This is a genomic window from Chitinophaga sp. OAE865 (assembly GCF_040546735.1).
GTDB lineage: Bacteria > Bacteroidota > Bacteroidia > Chitinophagales > Chitinophagaceae > Chitinophaga > Chitinophaga polysaccharea_A.
Map to the genome: position 1 here is coordinate 490,610 of NZ_JBEPOF010000001.1, position 12,898 is coordinate 503,507.

Genomic DNA, 12,898 nt, shown 5'->3' on the forward strand with positions numbered 1-12,898 from the left:
CCCAAACAATTTTGTTGCAAGAAGTTAACAAATACGTAGGGAATAGCCAAAAGAAAACGGGAGTGACAAGAAGAAGTAGGAACTTCTTCTTATCACTCCCGTTTAAAAATATAGAGGGATTTAGTTCAGTACAGTTTTTTCCTGTACAACCTGTAATCCTTTCTGGTCCTTCATTTTATCAAACCCACCTTCCACGTTGCGTAAATTGTGGATGCCTTCTCTTTTCATAATAGAGCAGGCAATGATGCTGCGGTAACCGCCCTGACAATGTACATACAGGTTATGATTATCTTCCAGGTCTGCTAATTTTCCGGGGTCCATCATATCACCGAGGGTAATATTGAGGGCGTTTTTGATATGGCCGTTGGCAAACTCAATTGGTTTACGAACATCAATGATCACCAGGTTGGGATCGTGCGGAACGTCCATTGCCAGTTCATCTGCTTCCACGGTGATGATCATATCTTTTGCCTCGCCGGCTGCTTCCCATGCGGGGTATCCGCCATCCAGGTAGCCCACCACATTGTCAAAACCAACACGGGCCATTCTTACCACAGTTTCTTCTTCTTTACCGATGGGCGTTACCAGGATGATGTCCTGGTCAAATGGCAGCAGACTGCCTGCCCATTCAGCAAAGCGGCCTTCCAGCCCTATGCTGATGGCGCCCGGAACATATCCATCGCCAAATTCAGTTGCCGGACGGGTATCGAGGATCAGTGCCCCGGCTTTAGCCTTTGCTTTGAACGCGGCAGGGGTAAGTGGCTGCATTGCCTTTTCCATTACCGCTTTCAACGCATCATATCCTTCCTTGTTTATTTTTGCGTTGATCGGAAAATAGGATGGCGGTGTAGCCAGGCCGCTGGTCACTTCTTCTATAAACTTATCTTTATCCGTAGCCAGTAATGCGTAGTTGGTGGCTTTCTCCTCACCAATGGTGCTGTAAGTATTTGGGCCCAGGTTTTTACCACAGGCAGAACCGGGACCATGTGCAGGATATACAATTACTGCATCCGGTAATGTTTTAATGCGGCTGTTGAGCGAGTCGAACAGGTAACCGGCCAGTTCTTCTTTGGTGAGGTTACCGCTGAAAAGGTCCGGGCGGCCAACATCTCCAACAAATAAGGTATCTCCGGTAAATACAGCATATGGCTGCTGCTGTTCGTCTGATAACAGGTAGCAGGACGATTCCATAGTGTGACCTGGTGTATGCAGCACTTTGAGGGTTACTGCGCCTATCTGGAATACTTCGTTATCTTTTGCTATATAAGAATCGAAGCTGGTTTCCGCATCGGGGCCGTATACGATTTTCGCGCCGGTAGCTTCTGCCAGTTCCAGGTGCCCTGAAACAAAATCTGCATGAAAATGTGTTTCAAAAATGTATTTAATGGTGGCGTTACGTTCTTTTGCCAGGTCCAGGTATACTTCAATATCACGCAATGGGTCAATCACTACCGCGATCCCGTTGGATTCTATGAAGTATGCCGCTTCCGACAAACAGCTGGTGTACAATTGTTTTACGTACATGGTTTTTGATTTTTACAAATTTACAACTTCTGAGGTTGCACACTCATGGATAAAATCTATACCAAAATAAAAAAGTAGCCGTATGGCTACTTTTTTATATAATACCTTCCGTAATGATACGGATCAATGCTTTTAACCAACAAGTTCTTCCACAAACTTCGCCACTTCAGCAATACGTTGCTTGTTGATGGTGTAGTGAATAAACTTACCATCTCTTTCTGTAATTACAATGCCTGCACGCCTTAATATGGCGAGGTGTTGCGATGCTACCGATTGTTCCAGACGCAATTTCACATAAATCTCCGTCACGGTCATTTTCTTGTGATCTTCCAGCAGCTTAATCATCTGCTGGCGCAGCTTATGGTTGATAGCACGTAAAACCATAGCAGCCTTCTTTACGGCAATGTAATCCAATTTGATCTGGTCTTTTTCATTGGTACCTCTAGAAATAATAAGAGTATTAGAAGAGGTAGTTAATAATGTTTTTTCCATCGCATAATAGTTTTAAAAAAATGATGAAATGAAAGGGATCAACGGACAGTACTCGCAAACAGTTAGACAACAACTGCGGTAATCGATTTATACAAAAATATAATATCTGTCACAATAAAAAAAATTTCCATACCTTATTTTATCATATATATGCCCCGGATACTTGCAAATTAGATGTAATTTGACTATTCTATGACAAAACTATTAGATATGTTATGGCTTCTGAGGAGAATAAAAAGGCTTGAGGTAAAATGGACTAAAATAGGCCAGGTCTGCAAATAATTTTTTGTCATAAGCCTGGGCCGATAAAGATGCCATGTGCGCGGCACTTATCTTATATTCTGTAAAAATAGCATTTTTATGTGAAGATAGCATCAGTTGCCATTTAGGGCTGCCATCCCCGAAAAAGTAGATCTTATACTCTGCCAGCGGGCCTTCCAGCGAAGATGGCTCCAGGATCATTGCCTGTGGAGGCATTATCTCCTGCAGGCGCGCGTCGTATAAGGCGGTGAACACTTCCTGCCTGCGGGCATCCAGCATAGGACAATACAATGCCTGCTCATCTTTTAGATCGGCAATTAATCCCTGCGCCATCATCTGAAGCGTGGAAACTGCCAGCAATGGCTTGTTCCAGGCATAACACAAACCTTTAGCGGTAGCCACGCCTACACGTAAACCGGTATACGAACCTGGTCCCGCGCTTACCGCTACTGCATCCAGCTGCGCGGGTGCGATACCCTGCTCTTTCAATATCTGCTGAACAAACAGGATCATAGCGGCGGCATGATCCTGCTGCTTTTCATTCACCAGCGTTTGAATGGCTTTCCCATCCCGGGAAAGACTCACAGAACCTGTTGTGGTTGCGGTATCTATATTCAGTATAAGTGCCATGTAAAGATCAGATTGCTTCGTAAGCTGTTTGCAATGAGGCTGCCACCTGGTACCGGTCGTCGCCGGTAGCGTCGTGTACAGCTTTTAATACTTCGTATACTTGTTTTATACCTATCCGTTCGCTCCATTCAAAAGGCCCGAAAGGATAATTGGTGCCTAAACGCATAGATGTATCAATATCTTCCCTCGATGCGGTGCCCTCCTGCGCAGTGAGATATGCTTCATTGATGATCGTGCATATCACCCTGGGTGTTACCAATCCTACGGCATCCGCCACCAGCAGGTATTCCCAGCCAAGCTTGTACATTAGCTCGTCCAGCGTTTTCCTTTGCCCATCGTCGAGTACCGATACTTCCAGCACCGGCCTGTTCACCATACCTGTCAGAAAGTTACAGCCCATGATATTGAAACCCTGCTCAAACGCATACTGGCCAATGATTTCACTTAATGAGGTTTTCACTATTCCAGCCAGCACCGGAATACCCGGATTTTTAGCATACACGAGCGCGTGATCCGGCCGGTCATCAAAAATAAGATCCAGCACCAGGTCAAATGCTTTAAGGGATAAAACCTCTTCCAGGCTTGTTTTCCATTGTACATTGTGATGCTGTTCCATTCCCTTTTCCTGCAATTCATCAAAGCGCTGCGCATCTGCTATTACCAGGATATTCATGCGTTAAATTTCGGCAAACCTAATAAAGAATCATTAATTATAATGCATCTGCACGGCATACATTGGTGCGTTCTCAATTATTATTTACTTTCGTTTTCATGGAAAAGCAAATTATTAACACCAACAATGCGCCCGCTCCTATAGGGCCTTACAACCAGTCGGTAAAAGCAGGCAACACCCTGTATGTATCCGGTCAGATAGCCCTGGATCCCGTTTCCGGCGAACTGATCAAATCCGGTATCATAGATGCAACGCACCAGGTAATGAAAAATTTACAGGCCGTTCTCACTGCAGCCGGGCTCGGATTTGAGCACGTCGTAAAAACCACCATCTTTTTAACAGATATGAAAACTTTCCCGCAGGTGAACGAAGTATATGGCAGTTATTTCAAGGGCGATTTTCCGGCCCGGGAAACTGTAGAGGTGTCAGGATTGCCTAAAGGAGTGGAAGTAGAGATTTCTGTAATTGCAGTAGGCGCATAGTCTTAGAGCAGTGCAGCGGAAGGCAATTGCCCCTCCGCTGCATTATATATTATTTGCCAAACAGGGAGGCTGCCAGTTTCTTATCGTGGCCATACACATCATCCCTGAAATTCAGACGCCCGTCGCTGTCTACAAAGGCGGTGAAATACACAATGAAAACGGGTACCTTCTCTTTTATCGTTACATATTTTTCTTTGTTTCCATTCAGTGCCTCGTCAATCTTCTTCTCTGTCCAGGCTGAGTCCCCACGCAGCAGCCATTCTGCCAGGTGTTTGGGTTCTGCTACCCTGATACAGCCATGACTGAAGGAACGCTTGTTCTCTCCAAACAGGTAACGGGCAGGCGTATCATGGAGGTAAATGTTATACTCATTGGGGAACAGGAATTTCACTTTGCCGAGCGAATTTTTACCACCGGGTTTCTGTCTTACGATATATGGAAAATTCGCGCCTGAATATCTTGCAAAATTGATAGACCCAGGAGCAATCACTTTTCCGCTTGCTCCTACAATCTCCATATTCTGTCGGGCAAGATATCCACTGCCACTACGTTTCAGGCCAGGCAATACTTCTCCGGCCAGGATGCCGGGGGGTACATTCCAGTAAGGACTGAACACTACATAACGCAGGTCCTTTGTGAAAATAACGGTATTGGCGCCAGGCTTCCCTACTACAACGTTGCAGCTCCACGACAGCTTTCCTTTATCATATACATGCATTTTAAACTGCGGGATATTGACCAGGATATAGTCTGTAGTGGGCTCAATGGGTACCCAGCGGAGGCGTTCCATATTAACCAGTATTTTCTGGATACGGTCCTGTACCGGGGTATTCAGCGCATCCAGTACGCCTTTGGTAATGAGGCCATCTTCTTTCAGTCCCATCCTCAGCTGGAAATTGCGCAGTGCAGAGTCAAGTGCGGCATTGAAGCGTTTGCTGGTATCGGTTCCGGGAAGGTCGCCATAGGCTTCCAGCCTGGCTTTTACCGCTGCAATCACTTCAGCCGAATCTCCTTTCTTAAAGCTTTTCTGGGTGGTGCGTATGGAATCCCATTTAACGGAAGATTCTATTTTCGCCAGTTTTTTCAGTTGCTGGCGTAACATAATGTATTGCCTGTTTACCGGCTCATCATCTTCAAAAGCATTGTTCTTTTTATTCACCATGGAATCCAGCAGGCTTTCCATGTCTATTTTCTTACGGGGAATAAACCACTCCAGGTCTTTTGCCGAATCGGCAGTAAGCCCGCCCCATACTTTATTTCCGTAGGCAAAGAACTGCGCGGTGAGCAGCATTTCAATGCGGGGCACCGCCGTGTCTCCGGCCTTCAGGCCCACATCACTTACCAGGAGTGTATCGGTAAGCCGCTGCAGATCAGGGTTCATCAGGCTGCTGTCTTTAATACCGTAGGCAGCATCATTCTTCATCATGTTAATGAAGTTGCCGGCCTGCTCGGTAAGCCCGTCTTTATTGATCCATGCGAAGTGATAGTCACGCTTACGGTAGAAGTTCCGTATATACTCATCATACGCGTCGTACGATGTATGCGACTGCAGGAAATTATTTACATAATTGCTGTCGATAGTCTGTTCAATATACTCTTGTTTAGTATAGTGAGTAGTATCTCTTGCTTTGTTTTTTTTCCGGGATCCGCTCTGCTGCTGGCAGGCAGCAAAAATAATCAGTGTCAGTAAGGCCAATGAGGAGTAAAAGCGTATAGTCATAAGCGTAATGGATGTTAATTATTTACTTAAACAAACATGACAATCAAACTGTAGGGATTATAAGGGTATTATTGCGGTAAATGTATGAAATATATGCGCTGATCGCTTCAGGCCGTTGTTAAAATCTGTTGTATCAGCTATATTTAATATTAAAAAGATATAAAAATGAACAAACCTGCTCCTTTGGATACCATTCCTGTAAAAAATACGATTGCCGGGCATTATGGCCGGTTTGTACATGGCAATAAGAGTACGCTGGCATTCTGGGAAATAAAAGCGGGATTTGAGTCGCCGGTACATCAGCATCCGCACGAGCAGATCACCTATATAGCTGAAGGGGTTTTTGAAATGAGCCTGGATGGCCATAAGTATACGCTGAAGCAGCATGATACACTGGTAATTCCACCGGATACGCCGCATGGCGGCCGGGCGTTGGAGGATTGTAAGATCATCGACAGTTTCAGTCCGGCGAGGGATGATTACAGATATTAAAAGAAAAGGCCCTGGTTAAACCAGGGCCTTTTCTTTTATAATTTAATCTCTTCGTCGTTTGCGTCAAAGAAGCGATATTCAGTAAGATGGTAATTGGAGTCTGCTTTGAGTTTGATCCATTTTTTATATTGGAAATACCATTTCCATTGTTTGGATGCCAGGAAACCTTTGGTAAGGTAAGCATGTAATATGGGATGAATGCGGATAGTAAGACCTTTGTGTTGATGATTCAGCAGGTATTGCAGGTTTTTCTCGATGTCTTCGAGAATGAGCATGGATGCGCCGATTTTGCCTGTTCCCCTGCAGGTAGGGCAATCTTCTGCCACGGAGATGGTGATCTCCGGTTTTACCCGTTGGCGGGTAATTTGCATAAGCCCGAATTTCGAGATAGGCAGGATGGTGTGTTTAGCTCTGTCCTGGGCCATGAATTTCTCCATGGCTTCAAAGATAGCCTTCTTGTTTTCCGGCAGTTTCATATCAATGAAGTCAATGATAATGATACCACCCAGATCACGTAATCTTAGCTGCCGGGCAATTTCTGCAGCTGCTTCGAGGTTGGATGCGAGGGCATTCTGTTCCTGGTTGTTGCTGGAGCTTTTATATCCGCTGTTTACATCTACCACATGCAGGGCTTCTGTAGCTTCAATGATAAGGTAGACCCCGCTGTCGAGGTTCACGGTTTTACCAAAAGAGGCTTTTACCTGCCGGGTAATGCCGAAGTTATCGAAGATGGGGGAGCCGTTGTTATAATAGTTAACGATATCAGACTTTTCCGGTGCTATCTTCTGGATATACGTTTTGGTGTCTGTATAGATATTTTTATCGTTTACAACGATGCGGTTAAAGCTTTCATTGAGCAGATCACGGAGGATGCTGGCCGTTTTGGTTTGTTCGCTCAGGATCTTTTGGGGGGCTACGCCTCCGTTGAGATTTGCCTGGATATTTTTCCAGGTTTGAACGAGGGTGGTCAGATCTTCGTGTAATTCTGCAGTTTTCTTTCCTTCAGCGGCGGTGCGTACAATAACGCCAAAATTGGGCGTTTTGATGGCTTCCACTATTTTCTGCAATCTTTTTCTTTCTTCGGAGGAGTGGATTTTTTTAGAAACCGCAACAATATCATTAAAGGGTGTTAACACTATAAATCTTCCGGGTAAAGAAATTTCGCAGCTAAGGCGTGGGCCTTTAGAAGAAATGGGTTCTTTCAGAATTTGTACGAGGATATTGGGTTTACCTCCCAGTACATCCGTAATTTTACCGGTCTTGACTATTTCCGGTTCATTTTTAAATTTGGTAAAGTCAAAACCATCGGGCGTTTTATCGCTGATGGCCATTGAAGTAAATTTAAGAATGGAGCGGATATAGGGGCTGAGATCCGTGTAATGTAAAAAGGCATCTTTTTCAAAGCCTACGTCAACAAATGCAGCATTTAAGCCGGGTATCAGCTTTTTTACCTTACCTAGGTACAAATCGCCCACTGAGAAGTTAGGATTGCCACTTTCGTGATGTAACTCCACTAGCTTCTTATCTTCCAGTAACGCAATTTCCACCCCTGTGGGAGCCGCATTTATAATAAGTTCCTTATTCAAGCGTCCAAAATTTTAACCTTTAAAACTTCACCTTTATGCTATGCACACGGCTATTTAAGAACAGCTTACTGCATACCAAAACAATAGCTCACCTATAAAGTTAGCGTATTTCTTCACGTTCGTGATGAATGGATTGCTTAAGGGTTCAGCGATCACTGCAGGTAATGTCCGGAAAATTCAATTGCGGGATCTATGGAAACAACCTGCATGACTATAGCAATTTAAGAAGTAAATGCTAGAATCATGCAGGATATATGAAAATTTTTATCCGACCACCGCGCCGGGAGCATACCTTGTTAGTATAAATGGCGGGAAACTGGAGTAATTATTTCTTCTTACTTTTATGCCGGTTCTTTCTCAGTCTTTTTTTACGCTTGTGAGTGGCAATTTTATGTCTTTTTCTTTTCTTACCGCAAGGCATACGCTGATACTTTTTTAAATGATTGAAAAATAATATTATTGAATACTTTTAATGTAACTATCTACTTCCTTCTTCAGTTCCGGGTCGGTCATGAGTTGTTTGCTTTTTTCAAACAGTTCAATCGCTTTTTTCTTATCACCCTTGCTCCGGTACGATTCTGCCAGTACAAATAACACTTTTGCGTTATCCGGGTGGTTCTTCGCAACGCCTTCCAGTCTTTCGATAGCTTTATCGTACTGACCTGATGTAATAGCAAGGTTAGCCAAAGTAACCTGTGCGTCAATATTATCAGGATGTGCTGCAACGACTTCTCTCAGCTTAGCCACGCCGGTCATAGGTTCCCCGGTGTTCATGTACACCATGGCCTGTGATATTTTCAGCGTATCGTTTGCCGGGTTCAATTGTATAGCCTGGTCAAACAAAGTAATTGCCTGTTGGGCTTCCCATTTTGCTACACGGGGATCTTCCGCATGCTGCAAGTGGGCTAAAAATAAATTGGCTGCAAAGGTGAGGCTTTTTTCGGAATTTTCCAACTTAGCGGCTTCTCCGAGATAATAAGCTGCTACGGGCAGCTGGTTGAGGCTGTCCCAGGTGTTATACAACTGATGGTACGCGGCTATCTGTTGGGTTTTCACATCCCCGCGGACAACATTTGTTTCAATAGTATTTACCTGTAAGAGTTTATCAGCAGGAATTTTCCCCTTAGCTGTTTCCAGCAGTTCGGAGAAAGCAATAGGTGCTACATCCTGTCCACCCTGCATAGGGGCGGCAGATGACATAGGCTTCTTTTCCGACCGGGGCACAGTACGGCCAAAGGCGAATAATATCACCAATAGTGCTACTGCAGCACCCACCAGAAGAACTTGTGATTTTTGCATCGCCTAAATTATTAGGCTGCAAAATTAAGAACTTTTGAGCTTCTTTACTTCAGCAACAAATTCTTTCGAAGGTTTAAATGCCGGAATAAAGTGCTCGGGGATCTCCACAGCTACGTTCTTCTTGATGTTACGTCCAATTTTTGCGGCTCGTTTTTTTGTGATAAAACTTCCAAACCCACGGATATAAATATGTTCTCCGTTAGCAAGAGCTTCTTTCACCTCTTTAAACATAGCCTCAAGTGTGACTAGCACATCAACTTTGGGGATGCCGGTTTTTTCAGCAATGTTGTTAATTAAATCAGCTTTTCTCATATGAAAGCGAGAGATTACTTTACTCTCAAAGTTAATTTAAAAATTCTAATTGCTGAATTTTAAGCAAATAAATTTTATCATTTTTTCTTATAACTGGTATTGGCGATAAATTATATTTATTTGCAGGCCCGGAAATGAGTATCCGTTGTACCTTATAGGGTTGTGTACAGCATTTGCCATATCAATATACTAAATAATTTTATTAAAATAATATATAAATGATATCACCCCGACAATTTTTTACGGAAAAATTACTGGAATGGAACCGGGAAACGAATACCCGCAACATGCCCTGGAAAGGTGAAAAAGATCCATACCGTATCTGGTTATCGGAAATCATTCTCCAGCAAACCCGCGTGGAGCAAGGCTGGCCGTACTATGAACGGTTCATTCAGCATTACCCTACTGTAAAAAAACTGGCAGCAGCACCAGATGAAGAAGTATTCCGTTTATGGCAGGGATTAGGATATTATGCCCGCTGTAAAAATATGCTGGCAGCGGCACGCGAGATCACAGATACCTATCAAGGTAAGTTCCCCGACCGGTATGAACAGATCAAAGCGCTCAAAGGAATAGGCCCCTACACGGCGGCCGCGATCGCTTCCTTTGCCTTTAATCTTCCTTACGCTGTACTGGACGGCAACGTTTTCCGGGTCCTCTCCCGCTATTTCGGGATCGAAACCCCAATCGACAGCACCGCCGGAAAGAAGCAGTTTGATACGCTGGCCCAGGAGCTGCTGCCACAAGGGCATTCGGCAGAATACAACCAAAGCATTATGGACTTCGGAGCCGTAATATGCAGGCCCCAGCAACCCCTTTGCGGGGAATGCGTGCTACGCAAAAAATGCGTAGCCCTGCATGAACAAACCATTCCGCATCTCCCGGTAAAAACAAAAAAACTGGTTATCAAAAAAAGATATTTCAATTATCTCCTCGTACAATATAAAGATGATATCTATATCCGTAAAAGAACGGACAGCGACATCTGGCAGAACCTTCATGAGTTCGTTCTTATTGAAACGGCAGCCCCGGCAGATATCACTACGTTGCAGTCGTCCGGCGCCCTCGCCCCTATCCTGGGGAAAACCGCTTTTGAGATAGAAAGGATATCAGCTCCTTTCAAACAACAGCTCACCCATCAAACCATTCACAGCCAGTTCATCAGCATCACCGTAAAAAAAGCGCCGGTGATCCCCGGATATATGATGGTGCCCAGGAACAGCCTGAATAATTATGCCTTCCCAAAGACGATTACAACTTTCCTGGAAAGTAATCATCTTCAATTATTTTAAGGAACACGCATAGAGAATAAAAATATACATTAAGTGCTAAGCCACTTTCCTAATAGCGCCTGATAACAAAATCCGGCTTAACCTGCTGCCAGTAAGAAATTTTTCCCTATCGATTGGAAAAAAATATTAACTTTAAGAAGGTTGTTTATTTATTAAAAGAAGAACTTTTTAACAATAGACTAAAAAAACCTACAACTATGAGAGGTGTTAATAAAGTAATCCTGATAGGCAATTTGGGCAGAGATCCGGATGTACAGTTTCTGGAAGGTAATATTGCAGTAGCCAAATTTTCACTGGCTACCACTGAAACATTCAAAGACAGAGCCGGCAAGCTCATTTCACAAACAGAATGGCATACAGTGGTGCTATGGCGGGGACTGGCCGAACTGGCGCAGAAATACCTGCACAAGGGCAGTCTGGTTTACATTGAAGGCCGCCTGCGCACCCGCAGCTGGGAAGACAAAGAAGGCAATAAAAAATTTGCCACTGAAGTTGTAGGAGATAACCTGGTTATGCTGGATAAACGCATGGACCTCAACAACCAAGATCACCCCATACCTCACCATAGCAGTACAGGTTCTGGCGGTGGAGAAAACTTTCCGGGACTGGAGATACCCCCTTCACTGAATGAACCCGCAGACGATCTGCCTTTTTAGTTGCAAAAAAATATTAAGTTTCAGACCTAGGTAATCCCTTTTAGGGACATTACTTATATTTGCGTGCAGGGAAAGCAATTCTAAGAATTACTTTCCCGCTATTTTTGATTAATTACATCAAAGTTGAACATCTTGGGCATCCTTTCGGCAAGCTACGTATCCTATTTTTTACAAGCCAGCGCACCAATTGGCGCCCCTAACGTGGTGGTATTTCTGCTTGTTATTTTTATTCTCCTTCTGCTCACCTTCATTGTTGCAGGTGCAGAGGTAGCCTTCTTTTCCCTTAATCACAAGGATCTGAATGTGCTCAAAACACGGCAGAATGCGTCCGGCAAACTGATCACCAGGTTGCTTGAAAAGCCTAAATCACTGCTCGCCTCCCTTCAGATAGCAGGAGTGCTGCTCATGATCGCGTTTATCATGATCACCAATTATCTGATTACCCAGATGGAAGACCTGCAAACCTTGCCGGTAGTTTCCCTCCTGGTAAGGATTTCCGCGATCTGCCTCATCTTGCTGTTTTTCGGCCAGATCCTCCCCAGGGTATGGGCTGCGCAAAACAATATCCGTTTTGCCACCTATTTTGCCTGGTTTGTGAGTGGCATTCACGCCACCATGGAACCGATCAGCGATTTTTTTGTTGGCCTCAGCGCCAGCATCGAAGACCGGTTCTTTCACCGGGGCACCGGTCCGGTGAACTACCAGGAAATTGACCAGGCCATCGAAATGAGCGTAGATGCTACCGCTTCACAGGAAGAGAAAAATATCCTGAAAGGGATCCTGAAATTCGGTAATATCACTGTAAAGCAGATTATGCGCGGCCGTTTAGACGTAAATGGCGTGGAATACGACAGCTCCTTTGGCGATATTGTTAAAAGCGTGGCAGACCTGCATTATTCCCGTTTGCCCGTTTATAAGGATAACCTGGACAATATTGTGGGAGTTATTCATACCAAAGATCTCCTGCCCCACCTTGATAAAGGCAGTACTTTCGACTGGCACGAAGTAATGCGCCAGCCCTTCTTTGTACATGGTCATAAGCTGATTGAAGACCTGCTGTCTGAATTCCAGAGCAGGCGCATGCACTTTGCCGTGGTAGTAGATGAATTTGGTGGCACTTCCGGCATTGTAACACTGGAAGATATTATGGAAGAAGTGATCGGCGATATCAAAGACGAATTTGATGAAGAAGAATTTAACTACAATAAGGTAGATAATTTCACTTACGTATTTGAAGGCAAAACCATGCTGAACGACGTTTGCCGCATAATGAACATCTCTCCTGAAACATTTGAAACTGTAAAGGGCGAAAGTGACTCCCTCGGTGGCCTTATACTGGAACTGGCCGGAAAATTTCCTGAAGAAAACAGCGTTATTAACTACAATAACTTCGATTTCACTGTACTGGAAGTCAATAAAATGAGGATCCAGAAAGTACAGGTAACCATCAGGCCGGATGCCGCTGAATAAGTATTACTG

The 12,898-nt window shown here is 44.3% G+C and carries 13 protein-coding genes; 5 read left to right on the plus strand and 8 right to left on the minus strand.

Annotated features, from left to right (window positions below; genetic code table 11):
- Positions 1–120: 120 nt before the first annotated feature.
- The 4 genes from ABIE50_RS02055 to ABIE50_RS02070 all read right to left on the minus strand — a co-directional run bounded on the left by ABIE50_RS02055 (position 121) and on the right by ABIE50_RS02070 (position 3,580).
- Entirely contained in the window at positions 121–1,524 is a 1,404-nt protein-coding gene (locus tag ABIE50_RS02055; RefSeq protein WP_209856513.1) for an MBL fold metallo-hydrolase, read from the minus strand.
- Between the two features lie 132 nt (positions 1,525–1,656).
- On the minus strand, positions 1,657–2,016 hold the full coding sequence (locus ABIE50_RS02060) for an ArsR/SmtB family transcription factor (RefSeq protein WP_012788619.1): 360 nt from the start codon (positions 2,014–2,016) through the stop codon (positions 1,657–1,659).
- 213 nt (positions 2,017–2,229) lie between these two features.
- The gene (tsaB, locus tag ABIE50_RS02065; RefSeq protein WP_209856510.1) at positions 2,230–2,907 is read right to left on the minus strand and encodes a tRNA (adenosine(37)-N6)-threonylcarbamoyltransferase complex dimerization subunit type 1 TsaB; all 678 of its coding nucleotides are present in this window, start codon (positions 2,905–2,907) and stop codon (positions 2,230–2,232) included.
- A gap of 7 nt (positions 2,908–2,914) precedes the next feature.
- Complete coding sequence (locus ABIE50_RS02070; RefSeq protein ID WP_209856502.1) at positions 2,915–3,580, minus strand: 3-hydroxyacyl-CoA dehydrogenase family protein; 666 nt, start codon at positions 3,578–3,580, stop codon at positions 2,915–2,917.
- A gap of 98 nt (positions 3,581–3,678) precedes the next feature.
- Between ABIE50_RS02070 and ABIE50_RS02075 the strand changes: the two genes are divergently transcribed.
- Positions 3,679–4,062, plus strand: coding sequence for a RidA family protein (locus tag ABIE50_RS02075; protein WP_209856500.1), 384 nt, complete (start codon positions 3,679–3,681; stop codon positions 4,060–4,062).
- Between the two features lie 49 nt (positions 4,063–4,111).
- Here ABIE50_RS02075 and ABIE50_RS02080 read toward each other — a convergent pair whose 3' ends face one another.
- The gene (locus ABIE50_RS02080; protein ID WP_209856498.1) at positions 4,112–5,782 is read right to left on the minus strand and encodes a L,D-transpeptidase family protein; all 1,671 of its coding nucleotides are present in this window, start codon (positions 5,780–5,782) and stop codon (positions 4,112–4,114) included.
- A 165-nt stretch (positions 5,783–5,947) separates the two neighbouring features.
- Between ABIE50_RS02080 and ABIE50_RS02085 the strand changes: the two genes are divergently transcribed.
- Entirely contained in the window at positions 5,948–6,274 is a 327-nt protein-coding gene (locus ABIE50_RS02085) for a cupin domain-containing protein (RefSeq protein WP_142684733.1), read from the plus strand.
- Positions 6,275–6,309: 35 nt separating this feature from the next.
- Here ABIE50_RS02085 and ABIE50_RS02090 read toward each other — a convergent pair whose 3' ends face one another.
- The 3 genes from ABIE50_RS02090 to ABIE50_RS02105 form a co-directional block, all read right to left on the minus strand.
- The gene (locus ABIE50_RS02090; RefSeq protein ID WP_209856496.1) at positions 6,310–7,860 is read right to left on the minus strand and encodes an Rne/Rng family ribonuclease; all 1,551 of its coding nucleotides are present in this window, start codon (positions 7,858–7,860) and stop codon (positions 6,310–6,312) included.
- Positions 7,861–8,316: 456 nt separating this feature from the next.
- A complete protein-coding gene (locus ABIE50_RS02100) occupies positions 8,317–9,159 on the minus strand; it encodes a tetratricopeptide repeat protein (protein WP_142684731.1) in 843 nt (280 codons plus the stop codon).
- Between the two features lie 24 nt (positions 9,160–9,183).
- The gene (locus tag ABIE50_RS02105) at positions 9,184–9,507 is read right to left on the minus strand and encodes an HU family DNA-binding protein (protein ID WP_502913955.1); all 324 of its coding nucleotides are present in this window, start codon (positions 9,505–9,507) and stop codon (positions 9,184–9,186) included.
- Positions 9,508–9,689: 182 nt separating this feature from the next.
- On the opposite strand from ABIE50_RS02105, the gene mutY reads away from it, so the two are divergent.
- The 3 genes from mutY to gldE all read left to right on the plus strand — a co-directional run bounded on the left by mutY (position 9,690) and on the right by gldE (position 12,889).
- The gene (mutY, locus tag ABIE50_RS02110) at positions 9,690–10,763 is read left to right on the plus strand and encodes an A/G-specific adenine glycosylase (RefSeq protein WP_209856495.1); all 1,074 of its coding nucleotides are present in this window, start codon (positions 9,690–9,692) and stop codon (positions 10,761–10,763) included.
- 197 nt (positions 10,764–10,960) lie between these two features.
- Complete coding sequence (locus ABIE50_RS02115; protein WP_142684729.1) at positions 10,961–11,419, plus strand: single-stranded DNA-binding protein; 459 nt, start codon at positions 10,961–10,963, stop codon at positions 11,417–11,419.
- 132 nt (positions 11,420–11,551) lie between these two features.
- Positions 11,552–12,889 carry a gliding motility-associated protein GldE gene (gene gldE / locus ABIE50_RS02120; protein ID WP_354027845.1) on the plus strand — a complete coding sequence of 446 codons (1,338 nt, stop codon included), beginning with the start codon at positions 11,552–11,554 and terminating at the stop codon, positions 12,887–12,889.
- The last annotated feature ends 9 nt before the right edge of the window (positions 12,890–12,898 follow it).

Bases quoted from the DNA above. Each gene is read 5' to 3' on its own strand.
- ABIE50_RS02075 (WP_209856500.1), top strand. From the start codon at position 3,679: ATGGAAAAGCAAATTATTAACACCAACAATGCGCCCGCTCCTATAGGG.
- ABIE50_RS02070 (WP_209856502.1), bottom strand. From the start codon at position 3,580: ATGAATATCCTGGTAATAGCAGATGCGCAGCGCTTTGATGAATTGCAG.
- ABIE50_RS02060 (WP_012788619.1), bottom strand. From the start codon at position 2,016: ATGGAAAAAACATTATTAACTACCTCTTCTAATACTCTTATTATTTCT.
- tsaB (WP_209856510.1), bottom strand. From the start codon at position 2,907: ATGGCACTTATACTGAATATAGATACCGCAACCACAACAGGTTCTGTG.
- ABIE50_RS02115 (WP_142684729.1), top strand. From the start codon at position 10,961: ATGAGAGGTGTTAATAAAGTAATCCTGATAGGCAATTTGGGCAGAGAT.
- ABIE50_RS02100 (WP_142684731.1), bottom strand. From the start codon at position 9,159: ATGCAAAAATCACAAGTTCTTCTGGTGGGTGCTGCAGTAGCACTATTG.
- ABIE50_RS02080 (WP_209856498.1), bottom strand. From the start codon at position 5,782: ATGACTATACGCTTTTACTCCTCATTGGCCTTACTGACACTGATTATT.
- ABIE50_RS02085 (WP_142684733.1), top strand. From the start codon at position 5,948: ATGAACAAACCTGCTCCTTTGGATACCATTCCTGTAAAAAATACGATT.
- mutY (WP_209856495.1), top strand. From the start codon at position 9,690: ATGATATCACCCCGACAATTTTTTACGGAAAAATTACTGGAATGGAAC.
- ABIE50_RS02055 (WP_209856513.1), bottom strand. From the start codon at position 1,524: ATGTACGTAAAACAATTGTACACCAGCTGTTTGTCGGAAGCGGCATAC.